Annotated in this window: 15 protein-coding genes; 8 read left to right on the top strand and 7 right to left on the bottom strand. The window is 65.3% G+C overall.

Annotation, left to right across the window (positions count from 1 at the left end; genetic code table 11):
• The first annotated feature begins 47 nt into the window (after nucleotides 1-47).
• Nucleotides 48-452 (top strand): L-lactate permease, encoded by a 405-nt coding sequence (locus tag J3481_RS15080; protein ID WP_407929335.1) that lies wholly within the window; start codon nucleotides 48-50, stop codon nucleotides 450-452.
• 137 nt (nucleotides 453-589) lie between these two features.
• On the opposite strand, the gene J3481_RS11810 is transcribed toward J3481_RS15080, so the two are convergent.
• Together J3481_RS11810 and J3481_RS11805 are read right to left on the bottom strand one after the other, a co-directional pair.
• Nucleotides 590-2,347, bottom strand: a complete 1,758-nt coding sequence (locus J3481_RS11810) for an acyl-CoA dehydrogenase family protein (RefSeq protein ID WP_206832302.1) — start codon at nucleotides 2,345-2,347, stop codon at nucleotides 590-592.
• A gap of 4 nt (nucleotides 2,348-2,351) precedes the next feature.
• Nucleotides 2,352-3,374 carry an NADPH:quinone oxidoreductase family protein gene (locus tag J3481_RS11805; RefSeq protein ID WP_206832303.1) on the bottom strand — a complete coding sequence of 341 codons (1,023 nt, stop codon included), beginning with the start codon at nucleotides 3,372-3,374 and terminating at the stop codon, nucleotides 2,352-2,354.
• 198 nt (nucleotides 3,375-3,572) lie between these two features.
• Here J3481_RS11805 and J3481_RS11800 point away from each other — a divergent pair, with 198 nt between their 5' ends.
• Nucleotides 3,573-5,606, top strand: a complete 2,034-nt coding sequence (locus tag J3481_RS11800) for a transglycosylase domain-containing protein (RefSeq protein ID WP_206832304.1) — start codon at nucleotides 3,573-3,575, stop codon at nucleotides 5,604-5,606.
• A 132-nt stretch (nucleotides 5,607-5,738) separates the two neighbouring features.
• Nucleotides 5,739-6,929 (top strand): pyridoxal phosphate-dependent aminotransferase, encoded by a 1,191-nt coding sequence (locus tag J3481_RS11795; RefSeq protein WP_206832305.1) that lies wholly within the window; start codon nucleotides 5,739-5,741, stop codon nucleotides 6,927-6,929.
• A 59-nt stretch (nucleotides 6,930-6,988) separates the two neighbouring features.
• On the opposite strand, the gene J3481_RS11790 is transcribed toward J3481_RS11795, so the two are convergent.
• On the bottom strand, nucleotides 6,989-7,231 hold the full coding sequence (locus J3481_RS11790) for a hypothetical protein (RefSeq protein ID WP_206832306.1): 243 nt from the start codon (nucleotides 7,229-7,231) through the stop codon (nucleotides 6,989-6,991).
• 141 nt (nucleotides 7,232-7,372) lie between these two features.
• On the opposite strand from J3481_RS11790, the gene J3481_RS11785 reads away from it, so the two are divergent.
• Together J3481_RS11785 and J3481_RS11780 are read left to right on the top strand one after the other, a co-directional pair.
• On the top strand, nucleotides 7,373-8,116 hold the full coding sequence (locus tag J3481_RS11785) for a hypothetical protein (protein ID WP_206832307.1): 744 nt from the start codon (nucleotides 7,373-7,375) through the stop codon (nucleotides 8,114-8,116).
• A 140-nt stretch (nucleotides 8,117-8,256) separates the two neighbouring features.
• On the top strand, nucleotides 8,257-8,535 hold the full coding sequence (locus J3481_RS11780) for a hypothetical protein (protein ID WP_206832308.1): 279 nt from the start codon (nucleotides 8,257-8,259) through the stop codon (nucleotides 8,533-8,535).
• A 67-nt stretch (nucleotides 8,536-8,602) separates the two neighbouring features.
• Here J3481_RS11780 and J3481_RS11775 read toward each other — a convergent pair whose 3' ends face one another.
• The 3 genes from J3481_RS11775 to moaA form a co-directional block, all read right to left on the bottom strand.
• Entirely contained in the window at nucleotides 8,603-9,043 is a 441-nt protein-coding gene (locus tag J3481_RS11775) for a Rho GTPase-activating protein (RefSeq protein ID WP_206832309.1), read from the bottom strand.
• Between the two features lie 110 nt (nucleotides 9,044-9,153).
• Complete coding sequence (locus J3481_RS11770; RefSeq protein ID WP_012812010.1) at nucleotides 9,154-9,360, bottom strand: hypothetical protein; 207 nt, start codon at nucleotides 9,358-9,360, stop codon at nucleotides 9,154-9,156.
• Nucleotides 9,361-9,423: 63 nt separating this feature from the next.
• Nucleotides 9,424-10,449, bottom strand: a complete 1,026-nt coding sequence (moaA, locus tag J3481_RS11765; protein ID WP_206832310.1) for a GTP 3',8-cyclase MoaA — start codon at nucleotides 10,447-10,449, stop codon at nucleotides 9,424-9,426.
• Between the two features lie 121 nt (nucleotides 10,450-10,570).
• Here moaA and J3481_RS11760 point away from each other — a divergent pair, with 121 nt between their 5' ends.
• The 3 genes from J3481_RS11760 (at nucleotide 10,571) to J3481_RS11750 (ending at nucleotide 13,422) form a co-directional block, all read left to right on the top strand.
• Nucleotides 10,571-10,972: a methylglyoxal synthase gene (locus J3481_RS11760; RefSeq protein ID WP_206832311.1), complete on the top strand. Its 402-nt coding sequence runs from the start codon at nucleotides 10,571-10,573 to the stop codon at nucleotides 10,970-10,972.
• A gap of 61 nt (nucleotides 10,973-11,033) precedes the next feature.
• Complete coding sequence (locus J3481_RS11755; RefSeq protein ID WP_206832312.1) at nucleotides 11,034-12,284, top strand: aminopeptidase P family protein; 1,251 nt, start codon at nucleotides 11,034-11,036, stop codon at nucleotides 12,282-12,284.
• Nucleotides 12,285-12,483: 199 nt separating this feature from the next.
• The gene (locus J3481_RS11750) at nucleotides 12,484-13,422 is read left to right on the top strand and encodes an alpha/beta hydrolase (RefSeq protein ID WP_206832313.1); all 939 of its coding nucleotides are present in this window, start codon (nucleotides 12,484-12,486) and stop codon (nucleotides 13,420-13,422) included.
• 3 nt (nucleotides 13,423-13,425) lie between these two features.
• Here J3481_RS11750 and J3481_RS11745 read toward each other — a convergent pair whose 3' ends face one another.
• Entirely contained in the window at nucleotides 13,426-13,755 is a 330-nt protein-coding gene (locus J3481_RS11745) for an MTH1187 family thiamine-binding protein (RefSeq protein ID WP_206832314.1), read from the bottom strand.
• Nucleotides 13,756-13,954 lie beyond the last annotated feature (199 nt).

Raw genomic sequence — 13,954 nt, 5'->3', positions numbered from 1 at the left:
AGGGCTGTAGACACTACACGAGTTATCCACAGGTCCCACGAACCTGCATGGGCAAAGGGTTCGTGGGACTTTGTATGACTACGAAGTGTCGAAGTCGGGGCGCGGGCCGAGCCTATATCGCGTGGATACCTTTTCTTGGGGGTCTGGGAGGATATTTAACAGGCAGCAATTCCGCCGCGAACGCGATGTTCGCGTCATTCCAGGCTCAAGCCGCGCGAGCCATCGGCCTTCCGGTTGGCCTGGCTGTTTCATTACAAAACGTGGCCGCATCGAGTGCCACCATGGCTTCGCCATCGCGCGTGACCATGGCGGGATCGTGCTGTGGATTGAGTGAAATTGAATCGTCTCACGTCTCTCGTTGGGCAACTGCCGTGATGGCCGTGACGCTTGCCATCATCTCCGCTGAGGGAACCATCGGGGCCCTCATGCTATCCACACCCCATCATCCGTAGCACTCGGCCACGCGTTCCGCAAGGATGCCTCGGGGACCACCGCTGGTTCAGCAAAGCGCCCTTCTTTCCACCGCCCTGTACACGAACGAGGCAGCCCTGCCCCAGGGCTGCCTCGACTGCCTAAACACAGCGCCCATTCAGTCGATCGGGTATCCGCCTTGTTCCACCACTGCGCGCGCCAACTTGCGCCGCCTTGCGATCCCGTCAGGATCGCGCAGGCCCGCGAGGTTGCGGATGGCGTCGAGTGCCCGCTCCCGCACACCCGCGTGATCGCCAATCGCGGCGAAGAGCGCGACCGCGGCCTGCACCGCCGCCTGGATCTCATCGTCCACCGCGACGCTGGCAAGCGCCGCATGCACCTCGGCCTGCGCCCCGGACGCCGCCTTTTCCGCGCGCGCCAGCGCGCTCTCCGCGGCGTAGAGAGAAATGGCGAGATCGGCCAGATGCATCGCAACCTCTTGCTCCGCGTCGAGCCGGCCGGCGAACCGATCCGCCACCAAGGCGCAGCCGGCGAGGTACAGCGCGCGCATCTGCTCGACCGCCGCGCGCTCGTGGGCCATCGGACCACCGCGCACCTCCACCGGCTTGCCCAGCGCGTCCACCGCCGCGGACAAGCGGGAGACCATCTCCGGTTGACGACTCACGCGGCGCAGAAAGTGGGTGGGGATGAGCAGGCGGTTGATCTCGTTCGTTCCCTCGAAGATGCGCTGAATGCGCGCGTCGCGGAGCATCCGCTCGACGTGATACTCGCGGATGTAGCCGTACCCGCCGTGGATCTGCACCGCCTCGTCCGCGGCTTTCCACAGCGTCTCGGATCCGTGCACCTTGCACACCGCGCACTCGATGGCGTGCTCGCGCAGCCGCGCTTCCTTCTCGCGCGTGGGCACTTCGCCGTAGAGCGGCGCCAGCGCGCCTTCGAGCATCGCCGCCGTCCGGTAGACGAGCGACTCCGCCGCATAGATCCGCGCCGCCACAGAGGCCAGCTTCGCCTGCGTGGCGGGAAACTCCGCGATGGCCCGGCCGAACTGGCGCCGTTCCGCCGCATAGCGGGCCGCCACCGCGAGCGCCCGCTTCGCCCCGCCGACGTTGCCCGCGCCGAGATTGAACCGGCCGAGATTCAGCACGCCAAGCGCCACCGCGTGCCCTCGGCCCACCTCGCCAATGACGTTTTCCACGGGCACCGGGCAGTCGTCGAAGATCACCTGGCGCGTCGACGATCCATGGATGCCCATCTTCTGCTCCTCGGGCCCGAGGGAAATGCCGGGAAAGGATCGCTCCACGAGGAACGCGGTGAAGTGTTCGCCATCGATTTTCGCGTACACGACGAACGTGTCCGCGAATCCCGCGTTCGTGATGAACTGCTTCGTTCCCGAGATGAGGTAGTGCGTGCCATCTTCGCTGAGCCGCGCCACCGTCTTCGCCGCGAGCGCGTCCGATCCGGCCGTGGGCTCGGTCAGGCAGTAGGCGCCGAGATATTCTCCGCTCGCCATCTTCGGCAGGACGCGGTGCTTAACGGCCTCGCTCGCAAAGTATGTGATGGGCAGCGTCGCGATGCAGGTGTGGTTGGAATGCGCGACGCCGTACGCGCCCGTCATTCCCACCATCTCGCCCACGATGCCCTTGGAAATCTTGTCGAGCCCAAGGCCCCCGTACGCCTCCGGCACGCTGTGCGCGAGAAGGCCGAGATCGCCCGCCCGCTTCAGAAGCTGGACCACGCGGTCGAAATCCTCGGCCTCGATGGCATCCTGCTGGGGCCAGACCTCCCGTTCCACGAAGTCGCGCGCGGTCTTCCGAATCATGCGGTGTTCCTCGGTGAACTCCTCCGGCGTGTAGACGTCCGCAGGATCGGCCGACGGCACCAAAAATTCCCCACCTGGCACCTGAACCTGCTCCATGCTCCTATCTCCCTTCTCGCTCGGGCCATGCGTCCGCATCGCGTCGCGACACGGATACGATGACCTTCCCAACCGTCTGCCGCCCGCCGAGCGCATCCATCGCGGGAATCACGTCTTCGAATGGGTACACATGCCGCACCAGCGGGCGGATGCGCCCCGCCTCATACAATCGGATGAGCTCCTCGTGCATCTCGCGAACCGCGTCTGGGTACAACCGATGAAAGAGTCCCCAGTGCACGCCCACGAGGCTGTAGTTCTTGACAAGCGCGTGGTTCATGGGCGCCTGTGGGATCCGCCCGCTCGCAAACCCGATGACGAGCAGCCGCCCTTCGAACGCGATGCACCTGCGCGACGCGTCGAACACGTCTCCGCCCACCGGATCGAAGATGACGTCCGCGCCGCGGCCCGATGTGAACGCTTTCACCACCTCCACAAAATCTCCGCTGCGGTAGTCGACCGCCTCGTCCGCGCCAAGCTGGCGGCACGTCTCCACCTTTTCCGGTCCGCCCGCCGTCGCAATGACGCGCGCGCCCGCCGCTTTGCCGAGTTGAATCGCCGCTGACCCGACCCCGCCCGCGCCCGCATGCACCAACAACACCTCGCCGGGTTGGAGCCGCGCCAGGCGATGGAGCGCGTAATACGCGGTATGGTAGGTGATGAACATCGCCGCGGCCTCCGCCGGAGACGCGCCCTGAGGCACCCTGTGCACCTGCGCGAGCGGCACCACCACCTGTTCCGCCAGGCCGCCGTGCGGCAGCTGCGGCAGGGCAATGACGCGATCGCCCACCTGAAACGTCGATCCCGGCGCGACCTCTTCCACCACCCCGCAGACCTCGACGCCAGGCGTGAAGGGAAGGGGCGGCTTCTCCTGATACTGCCCCTGGCAGACCAGCAGATCCAGGAAGTTCAACGCCGCCGCCTCGACGCGAATGCGCGCGCTCCCCGGCTGCATCGCCGGATCGGGGGTATCTTCAAGGCGCAGCACGTCGCGATGGTGCCCCAATTCTCGCACGACCCAGGCCTTCACCGGTATCCTCCTTTCGAATATGAAACAAAAATTCACAATCGAAACAAACGAACTCCACGCCTCTGTTCTCAGTCTACGTGACCTCGCTCCCTGTGGCAAGTATCGGCCTCGCGCGGGCACGAGGCTTGGCATATTTTTCTTATCGCTGCGCACACTACCGATGTGCCCATCTTCATTCGTGTCCGGAGGTCCCGCGCCATGCCGAAACCTTTCCTTTCCGACGCCGATTCGCCGCTTCCGCGCCGCACCCGGCGTTCCTTCGCCCGAGCCGCCGCCGTGGCCTTTGGTGCCGCATTCGGCGCCGGATTCGTCGGTACCTCGCTCGTGCTCGTGGGCCTCAAGCTCCTCCCTCTTCCGTCGACCGCTAAGACCGCGCCGACCGAACTGACCAGCGCGGACGGCCGCCCCATCGCGCTCTGGTCGCCCGCCGGACAGGCGCGGGCTGCCCTGCCTCTCGGTGCGTTCCCGCGCTGGCTGGTCGAGGCCACACTCGCGACCGAAGACGCGAATTTCTACCGCGATCACGCCATCAGCGTGCGCTCCACGCTCCGCGCGGTGGCGGTCAACGTACGCCATGGCGAGATCGTCCAGGGCGGATCCACCATCACGCAGCAGCTCGCAAAAAACCTGTACCTCACCCAGGATCGCACGTTCGGCCGCAAGCTGCGGGAGGCCATGCTCGCCCTGCAGCTCGAGTTGCACGAGCCGAAGGACTGGATTCTGGACCGATACCTCAACGTCGTCTACTACGGGCACGGCGCGTACGGCGCCCCCGCGGCAAGTCAGCTCTACTTCGGCAAACCGGTTCAGTCGCTCGATCTCGCCGAAAGCGCCTTGCTCGCTGGTCTGCCGAAGGGGCCGGCGCTGTACTCGCCGCTCGATCACCCGGAGCGCGCCAAGGCCCGCCAGAGAGTGGTGCTCGAGCGCATGGTGCAGACGGGTTACATCACACAGGCCGAGGCGGACGCCGCGTACGCCGAGCCCCTACACATTGCGCGCCACCAGCCACCGACGCTTCAGGCGCCGTACTTCAGCGAGATGGCGTTCAACGAGGCCAAGCGCATGACCCGGCTCACAGATGGTGATCTCGACGCGGGCTACGTCCGCATCCACACGACGCTCGACCCGCTGCTGCAAAAGGCGGCGGAGCGCGCCATTCAGTCGACGCTGCCGAAGGGAAGCCAGCTCGAAGCGGCGCTCGTGGCCCTGGATCCGCAAACCGGCGCCATCCGCGCGCTCGTCGGTGGGCGAGACTACCGCGAGAGCCCGTTCAACCGGGCGCTCGGCAAGCGGCAGCCGGGATCGACGTTCAAGGCGTTCGTCTACGGGGCGGCGCTCACGCGCGGTTGGACGCCCGCGCGCGAGGTGGACTCAAAGCTCACGACGTTCATCTACGGCCCGTCCCCCAAGGACGAATACACGGTGCACGACTACGGCGACATCTACGCCGGCCGGCCGCTCACGCTGCGGGAAGCCATCGCCCGGTCGGACAACGTGTACGCCGTGCAGACGGAGTTGGCCATCGGAGCCCAAAACGTCGTAGACTTCGCCAAGAAGCTCGGGATTCAGGAGGAGATGAAGCCTTATCCCTCCCTTGCCCTCGGCGTGTTTCCCGTCACCCCGGTGGAACTGGCGGCGGCCTACGCGGCCTTCGCCAACGGCGGCTACAGGGTCACGCCGCACGCGGTCGAGTCCGTCGACACGCCATACGGCCGGACGGTCCATCCGCTCGAGAAGACGCGCGTCATCTCGCCTGAGCTCGCGTTTCAGATGACCGATCTCATGCAGAGTGTGCTCGCCCCGGGCGGAACCGGATACGGCGCTCGGCCGTACCTGCACGCTCCGGCCGCGGCGAAGACCGGCACGACGGATACAGACGCCTGGATGGTGGGTTACACGCCCCGGCTTGTGGTGGCGGTGTGGGTGGGTTACGACTCGGGCCGGCCGCTCACGGTGCAGGAGTCTCACCTCGCGGCGCCTATCTGGGGGAAGTTCATGGGGACGGCGCAGGCGCACCTGCCCGGGCCGTGGTACACGCCGCCGTCCGATCTCGAGGCCGTCCGGATCGACCCGCTGTCCGGCGCGCTCGCCACGCCTCAGTGCGGCGCCGCGGAGACGGACTACTTCCTGCCAGGAACCGCCCCCACAGCCACGTGCCCGCTTCATCGGCCTCCGGTCGTGCCCGAACCCGCGCCGAGCCGATGGTGGAACTGGCTGCGGCGGCTCTTCTAGGCTCGGCGCGGCCCGCGCCCTGCGCAATGCCGCACGCGCGCGGGCAAGGCTCGCTCCGGCGCGGAATCTTGCGACAAGTCGAGCCCGGCCTGTGGTACAATGGCGGAGAGTAATCCATGGGGGCGTGAACGAGTGGAAGAGCGTCTGTCGAGACGAGTCAGAACCATCCGGCCGTCGGCGACCATGAGCGTCGACAGCAAGACCAAGCAACTCATCGCCAAGGGCCAGCCGGTGATCAACATGAGCGTCGGCGAACCGGACTTTCAGACGCCGGTTCCGGCCGCCTTCGCGGGCATCCGCGCCATCACCAACGGGCAGACCCGCTACACGGAGGCCGCGGGCATGCTGGCCCTCCGCAAGGCCATCGCGCATAAACTTCAGGCCGAAAACGGCCTTCATTACGCGCCGGAGCAAATCGTGGTCTCGAACGGCGCGAAGCACACGCTGTACAACATCTTCGTGACCATCCTCGACGAAGGCGACGAGGTGATTCTCCCCGCGCCGTACTGGACCTCGTATCCGGAGCAGATCCGCGTCGCGGGCGGTAAGCCCGTCGTGATCGAGTGCGGGCCCGAGACGGGCTTCAAGCTCACGCCAGACCAACTCGCTGCGGCCATCACGCCGCGGACGAAGGCCGTGCTTTTGAACAGCCCGTGCAACCCGACCGGATCCGTGTACCACGAGGAAGAGTTGAAGGCGCTCGGCGAAGTCCTCCGCCAGCACGACATCTACGTGGTGCTCGACGAGATCTACGAGCGCTTGGTCTACGGCGTGAAGCACGTCAGCCTCGTCGCGGTGTGCCCGGATCTGTACGATCGCGCGCTCGTCGTGAACGGCTTCTCGAAGGCGTTCGCGATGACGGGGTGGCGCCTCGGCTACGTGGCGGCGCCGCTCGATCTCGCCAAGGCCATGGCGAGCTTCCAGAGCCACTCCACGGGCAGCCCTGCGACCATGTCGCAAATCGCGGGCGAAACGGCGCTTGCGCACTTCGATCCTGGCGTGATCGACGTCTTCCGCCGCCGCCGCGATGCGCTCGTGGCGGGGCTCAACAGCCTCGAGGGCGTGCGCTGCCTCGTGCCCGAAGGCGCATTTTACGCGTTCCCCGACATCCGCGGCGTCCTCGGGCGCCGATACGAGGGCCAGGCCATCGAGACGAGCGCGGACTACTGCGAACTGTTGCTCGAGCACGCGCTCGTCGCGACCGTCCCGGGCGAGGCGTTCGGCGCGCCGGGCTACGTCCGCTTCTCGTACGCCGTGCGCGACGAGGACGTCATCGAAGCCGTGAATCGCATGCGCGAATTCCACAGCAAGCTCACGAACTGACATTCGCAATTCGACGCAAGGGCCCCGAAGCCTCGGGGCCCTCAGTTTGTGTTGCGGCGTCACTGCGGTTCGCTCGAGGCGCCCGGATGCGCGGGATGGATCTCTCCGTGCGCATCGAGGAGTTGGTGATCTTGCTGCACCTCGATAAGGCCCGCGTTGTGCAACGCCTGCAACACCTCAAACAGACTGTCGCGCTTGTCCTCCGGCAGCGATCGCACGAATTGATTGATATCCTGCGCCGGGGCCAGTTGCACGAAGTGCACCCCGCCGTACTTCGCGTACAAGTCGCGCCTGTACGTCATCCGCTCCCCTCCTCGCTGTGCCAACAAGCGTATTGTCCACCGAAGCCGCCGAGCCTATGCCACTTGGGCGCATGCCCCGCACGGCCCTCAGGCGATTGTCATACGCTTTAGGAGCAGGCTGGGGAAACGAGGTGGACTGTGATGAATGCCAAGCCCCAGAAGGCCGAGCGCATCCCCGGCGTCGCGCTCGCGAAGGCGCAGGCGGCGCGCCCCGCGAACGGGCGGGGAACAAGAAGAGCCGCCGCGCGATCCGGCGGGAGAAACGGCGCGCCCGCGCAGGCGAAGGCGGGCAGCAAGGCGCCTGCCCCATCGCAGCTCCTGACGCCCAAGAACATGCAGGACACGCTGAAGACGGTCGGCAATCTGCGAAACATGGTCAAAAACTGGCTGAACTATCTCCAGCAGGCCGACAAGATGCTGGATACCTTCTACGTCACGACCGGGGCTTTGAAGGAAAGCGGCGTACTCGACAAACTGCTCAAGTTCAAGGGCCGCAACCTGACGACCGAAGATTTCACCAACATTCTCGCCGCGCTCTTGTCGTCGCCCTTGGCCGAGGGATTCCTCAAGGGATCGGGCAGCAACAGCGGCGAAAGCGGGTCAGGGCATGAGACGGCCGGATCGGCGCAAGGCGCGCAGTCCGCGCCGAACGCACCAAACGCGGCCGCGACCATGCAGCAGCCGCCCCAAGCCCAACAGGCGCCCGGGCCCACGTACGCGCCGCCGGCCTACGCGCCCTACGCAGCCCCCATGCAGCCGTACGCTGCGCCGCAGCCGATGTACGGAGCGCCGCCACCGTATCCGTATTATGGCCCGCCGCCGACGCCTGTGCCGCCGCCGACCAGGCCCGCGACCGGTGCCGACACTGGGCGCGCGCCCAACTGAACCCCGCGTCATAAGCCGCCTGGCCATCCGCCCGGGCGGCTTCTTGTTCATCTTCACGAAATTTGCGCATGTCCGAATCATCCTACACTCATGCCTCTGCGATACAATGGAGACAGGATGAACCTGTTCGGGGAGGCGCCATGGCCGTGCGCAACCGGTGGATCTCCTGGTTCACGAGGTACTTCAGTTTCGCCGTGAACATCGCCCTGACCGTGTACCTTCTCTTTTTCCCAGGCCCGGGCCCGCTTTGGCTTCGCGTGCGCGACAACGCCTGGATGGTGGCCCTGTTGTGGCTCGTGAACCGCCGCTCCGTCTACCGCACGTTTCCGCAGCTCGTCTGTATTCGAGACGAGCCGGCTTCGGACTCGCGCGCGCAGGCCGGCCATGAGCCGCCCCAATCAAACGACCCGCAGACGTAAAATCCCCCAAACACGGCGAAAGGGCTGGTCCCTCGCCGCATCGGCGGGGATCAGCCCTCTTCTCGTTTCAGTCCTTCGTCTGCTTGGGGACGAACTTCTTAATTTCCTTCAGCGTCTTCTCGTCGACGGGCGGCCCATACTTTTTCACGATCTCGTCGACGTTCGTCGTCGGGCCGTTCTTCGTCGCGTCCGTGTACGCCTTCACAAACTGCTTGAACCGGCTCTCGGGCACGGGCAGGCCGAGCTTGTTCGCGAAGTTTTTCGCCAGCGACTCGACCTGGTTTGGATCCCGCCACGACTCCGGCGGAACGTTCTTGACGTCTTCGAGGATCTCAAAGATGGCCTTCCGCTTTCCGGCCAAGTTTTGCTTCAACACGTCGAGCGATCCCGCCGGCGGCTGCTGCGCTGCGACCGAAAGCGGTGGCTGATCCACCGGCGCCGCCGCCTGCTGCGTCCGCTTGGCCTTCGCCTGTGGCTTGCGCCCCTTCTTTCCGGATGAAGCCGCCATGGTTGCACCCTCCTCCTCGCATTGCCCCTACCGGAGCCTCTCCTCAGGGTATGCGAGCCGAAGAAAGGGTGTCTCGATTCACGCCGCCCAAAATGGCGCTGGCGGCGTGCTTACGACTGCCTCACCTCGGGGCTTCGCAGCCGAATGTCGATGGCGGCGGCGAGAATCGCCGCGAGCACCATCAGCGCGCCGCCGATGGCGCCCCACCACTCACGGTGCGCCGCGCACACGAGAAGCGCAAACCCAGTGAACAGCATCAGGCTCAAGCCGACAAACGCCACCACAAACATGTGAAGGACCTTGCGTACCACCTTCACGAGCCTTCCCTCCGCGTGCTTGGTGACAGCATCATACCAAGGGATGGGCGAAACGAAAACAGGTCAACCTCCGATGCGGGACATCTCCACTTTCGGCTTTCTCGCCGTCGCCTCGCTCCGCAGTTCCGAATATCGGTCCTGGCGCTTGCGCCACACGTCCGCCACAAACGCCCCGATCTCCTCCTCCGACGCGCCGCGATCGAACAGCGGCCGAAGCGAGACGCCGCGCGCGCCAAACAAGCACGTGAAGAGCTCCCCGGCGGCCGTCACCCGGAGCCTCGTGCAAAATCGGCAAAACGGTCGGGAAACCGAGTGGATCACGCCGATCTCGCCTGCACCGTCCCGGTACCGATACCGCGTCGCCACCTCGCCTTCGCGCCGCGGGGGCAGTGGCTCGAGCGGATACCGCGCCTCAATCCAGGCGAGGATCTCGTCCGCCGTCACCACGTCCTCCATGCGCCAGCCGTTGGTCGTCCCGACATCCATATATTCAATGAAGCGCACAATCACGCCTGTCCCTCGGAACCGCTCGGCGATGGCCACCACCTCGTCCTCGTTCCACCCGCGGCGGACCACCACGTTCACCTTGACCGGCGCAAGCCCCGCCTCCTCGGCGGCCTCGATGGCCGCGAGAACCCGATGGACCGGAAACCGGACGCCGTTCATCCGCGCCGCCACGTCCGAGCGCAGGGCGTCGAGGCTCACCGTGATCCGCGTCAGCCCCGCCTTCTTCAGCGCCATCGCCTTCTCGCGCGTGAGCAAACTGCCGTTCGTCGTCATGGCAATCTCGTGAAGCCCGGGCACGGCAGCCACCTTCTCGACGATCTCGACGACCTCCCGGCGCAGAAGCGGCTCGCCGCCCGTGAGCCGCACCTTCTCCAGCCCAAGCGGCATGAGCGCCCGCACCAGCTTCGCGATCTCGTCCGGCGACATGAGCGCATCGGGGCGCAGAAACGGATAATCCGGCCCGAACACGTCGCTCGGCATGCAGTACGGGCAGCGAAAGTTGCATCGATCCGTGAGCGACACGCGCAGGTCCCGAAGCGGCCGCCCGAGCCGATCCGTCAGCGCCTCTTCCCCCGTCGCCATGGTGCATCCCCCATTTCTCGCACACCTTCAGTGTATCACGCGCGTCCCTTCGGTCCATCATTCCCCCAAAGCCACCTTTGCGCTACACTGGGGGCGTAAGATTTGCCGAGGAGGCACAGAGATGAACGTTGCCCTCATTGCGCACGACAACAAGAAGGACGACATGGTGAACCTGGCCATCGCGTATCAGAACATACTGAAGCACCACAACCTGTTCGCCACCGGCACGACCGGCCGCCGCATCCGGGAAGCCACGGGCCTCGAGGTCCATTGCTTTCAGTCCGGCCCGTACGGCGGAGACCAGCAAATCGGCGCCATGGTCGCGAACGACGAGATGGATCTCGTCATCTTCTTGCGCGACCCACTCACGGCTCAGCCGCACGATCCCGACATCTCCGCGCTCTTGCGCATCTGCGACGTGCACAACGTGCCGCTCGCGACGAACCTCGCCGCGGCCGAGATCCTCGTCCGCGCCATCGAGCACGGTCTCGCGGAGTTTCGGCCGCGGGATGGCAAGCGTTAAAGGCCGGTCCACGTCCTCACCGGCCCCATCCCGTTAGCTCCATCTCGAGGAGGTCTCCCTCATGACGGAAACCATGAATCCGTACGCGAAGCGCCGGGAGGCGCTGTTTCGCCGCATCCCCGACGGCTCCATCGCGCTCTTCTTCGCCGGCCAGGCTCCCCACATGTCCGGCGATCACGCATACAGCCCCTTCCACGTCAATCGCAACTTCTTCTATCTGACCGGCATCACACAAGAACACTCGCGCCTTCTGCTCGCGAAGCTCGAGGGCAGCGAACAGGCCATCCTCTTCACGGAGCACGTCTCCGAAGTGGAAGAAAAGTGGACCGGCAAGCGGCTCCCGGACCACATCGCCCGAGACATCTCCGGCATCGCGGAGGTGCAGGATCTCGCCCAATTCGAAACGACGCTCGGGCGCATGCTTCGCACCGGCGAGTACGAGTGGCTGTATTTGGATGTGGAGCAGGACCGGTTTCACCAGACGGAAACCGATGCCCATCGATTTGCGCGCGCCTTTCGGGACAAATACCCGGCCATCGTCATCCGCAACCCGTACGCCGAGGTGTGCCGCATGCGCACGGTGAAGGACGAGGCCGAGATCGAATGCATCAGGCGGGCGATTGACATCACGCGCGAAGGCGTGTTGGCCATGATGAAAAACGCGCGGCCGGGCATGCGGGAATACGAACTTGAGGCGCACTTCGACTTCGCGCTCCGGTCCCGGGGCGTGCGGGAGCACGCGTTTCCGCCCATTGTCGCGGGCGGCGAGCGCGCGTGCGTGCTCCACTACGTGGACAACGACCAGGTGATTGAAGACGGCCAGCTCGTGCTCTGCGATCTCGGCGCGCAGTACGGCTGCTATTCGGCAGACATCACGCGCACGTTCCCCATCTCGGGGCGGTTCACGGCGCGCCAACGGGAGATCTACAACATCGTGCTGGCGGCGATGGAGGCGACCATCGAAGCCATTCGCCCGGGCGTGACGACGGGCGAATTGAACGACGTCACGAAATCCGTTTTGGCGCAGGAGTTGAAGCGCATCGGCCTCATTCAGGACGACAGCGAAGTCGCGCGCTACTATTACCACGGCGTCAGCCATCGGCTGGGGCTTGACACGCACGACGTCGGATCGCCCAAGTGGCCGCTCGAGGCGGGCGACGTCATCACCGTCGAGCCGGGGCTGTACATCGCCGAGGAGGGCATTGGCATCCGCATCGAAGACGACGTGTTGGTGACGGAGGACGGCGCGGTCAACCTCTCGTTGAGCATCCCGAAGGACCCGGACGAGATCGAGCGCATCATGCGCGGGTGAGGGAACGCCCCCTGTCCGCCGGCGACGCCGAGGAGGTCTTTGTGTGGGCCCCTCGGCCCATCGCCGGGCGGCGCCTGACGACTCGCACGTCTGTGGAGGATGGCGTGTCACTGAAAGCGAATTCAATAGAAGCGCAGCGCGGCCCATAGGAAGGAGCGGGCCGTGGATGGGCGCGGCCGTACGGAAAGGATGAGGCACCTTGACGAACGCAGGTCGCTGGGTGTTGCGAATTGTGGTGGGTGTAATGGTTCTCGCCATCCTGGCCTGGCTCGCCACGATGGCCATTGGGTACGTGGTGGCGGAAAAGTTGACACATCCCGCGCGCAAACCCATCACCACGTCCCCCGCCGCGTATGGCATGAAATACGAAAACATCCGCTTCCCGTCCCGCGTGGACCACCTGATGCTCGCTGGCTGGCTGATTCCCGCCGCAAGGCCGACGGATCGCATCGTGATTGAAGCGCACGGGTATCGGCAGAACCGCGCGCTGGATCACCCGGCGCTACCGGTGGCCAAAGCGCTGCACGACGCCGGTTTTGCCGTGCTCATGTTCGATTTCCGCGACGAAGGCGAATCGCCCGGCGGCGAGGTGACCGTCGGCGACTACGAGCTGCGAGACCTTCTCGGCGCCATCGATTACGCGCACAAGCTCGGCTACGACGAGATCGGGCTCATCGGCTACTCAATGGGCGCGTCGACCGCGCTCGAAGCCACCGCGGCCGATCCGTCCGTGGACGCGACCGTCGCCGACAGCCCGTTTGACGATCTCGAGACCTACCTTGAACAGAATCTCAGCGTGTGGACCAACCTGCCCTCGTTCCCGTTCAACGGAGAGATTCTGTGGGAGGTCAAGCACCTGTTCGGCCTGGACCCGAACGCGGTCGACCCGCTGAAACAGCTCGCGTCGGCCAAGCCTCGCCCGATTCTCCTCATCGCGGGGACCGCCGACACCACCATTCCGCCGTCGAACAGCGAGGCGCTGTACGACGAGCTGCATCGGCGGGATCCGGAGGACACGCTGTGGCTGGTTCCGGGCGCCAAACACGTGGGCGCGTACGACGTGGAGCCGAAGGCGTATGTGCAGCATGTCGTCGACTTCTTCGAAGCGTACATGCCGGTGAAGGTCACGTCGTCGTGACGCTCATGGCGTGTCGTTGTGTGCCCCTTCGCCGTTCAATTTCGTCATCACAGCCGCGACCTTTTCGTCCATCGAATGATGGACGTCGCGGCGATCGTCGATTTTGATCACGGTCGACAACCGTTTGGCGCCCATGGCCACGAGCGCCTCGTGCATCTCCTGAATCGCCGCAAAGACGGTGCTCAAATCGCCCTCGATGGTCGTGAACATCGGATCCAGCCGATAGTTCAGTTCTGGATAGCGCGCGAGCACGCGCTCAGCTTCCGCGACAAAATGGCTCACGCTCGTCTCGCCCGTGCCGATGGGCGAAATGCTGACGGCGACCATGGCCATGCACAGTCCCTCCCATGCAAAACATGGCAATCCCCAAACACCAACGCTAAACTGATGATATCAGAATCGTCGCGCGACTGGAGGTTCCGTCATCTGAACGTTCCCGGCCCAACATCCCATCCGCCGCACACGCGCCGTTCGAGTGACACGCTGGTCCATCTTGCCTAATATCCAATCCGTGGTGCGGCCTGGTGAAGGC

Source organism: Alicyclobacillus fructus, from assembly GCF_017329605.1.
Lineage (GTDB): Bacteria > Bacillota > Bacilli > Alicyclobacillales > Alicyclobacillaceae > Alicyclobacillus > Alicyclobacillus fructus.
Note: the sequence above shows the minus strand (reverse complement) of the source record. Positions and strands in the feature narration are given on the sequence as shown.

What these genes read in the sequence shown, in the direction of transcription:
- J3481_RS11755 (WP_206832312.1), top strand. Translation starts at nt 11,034, where the DNA reads ATGACGGAAACCATGAATCCGTACGCGAAGCGCCGGGAGGCGCTGTTT.
- J3481_RS11800 (WP_206832304.1), top strand. Translation starts at nt 3,573, where the DNA reads ATGCCGAAACCTTTCCTTTCCGACGCCGATTCGCCGCTTCCGCGCCGC.
- J3481_RS11745 (WP_206832314.1), bottom strand. Translation starts at nt 13,755, where the DNA reads ATGGCCATGGTCGCCGTCAGCATTTCGCCCATCGGCACGGGCGAGACG.
- J3481_RS11810 (WP_206832302.1), bottom strand. Translation starts at nt 2,347, where the DNA reads ATGGAGCAGGTTCAGGTGCCAGGTGGGGAATTTTTGGTGCCGTCGGCC.
- moaA (WP_206832310.1), bottom strand. Translation starts at nt 10,449, where the DNA reads ATGGCGACGGGGGAAGAGGCGCTGACGGATCGGCTCGGGCGGCCGCTT.
- J3481_RS11760 (WP_206832311.1), top strand. Translation starts at nt 10,571, where the DNA reads ATGAACGTTGCCCTCATTGCGCACGACAACAAGAAGGACGACATGGTG.
- J3481_RS11775 (WP_206832309.1), bottom strand. Translation starts at nt 9,043, where the DNA reads ATGGCGGCTTCATCCGGAAAGAAGGGGCGCAAGCCACAGGCGAAGGCC.
- J3481_RS15080 (WP_407929335.1), top strand. Translation starts at nt 48, where the DNA reads ATGGGCAAAGGGTTCGTGGGACTTTGTATGACTACGAAGTGTCGAAGT.
- J3481_RS11780 (WP_206832308.1), top strand. Translation starts at nt 8,257, where the DNA reads ATGGCCGTGCGCAACCGGTGGATCTCCTGGTTCACGAGGTACTTCAGT.
- J3481_RS11785 (WP_206832307.1), top strand. Translation starts at nt 7,373, where the DNA reads ATGAATGCCAAGCCCCAGAAGGCCGAGCGCATCCCCGGCGTCGCGCTC.
- J3481_RS11790 (WP_206832306.1), bottom strand. Translation starts at nt 7,231, where the DNA reads ATGACGTACAGGCGCGACTTGTACGCGAAGTACGGCGGGGTGCACTTC.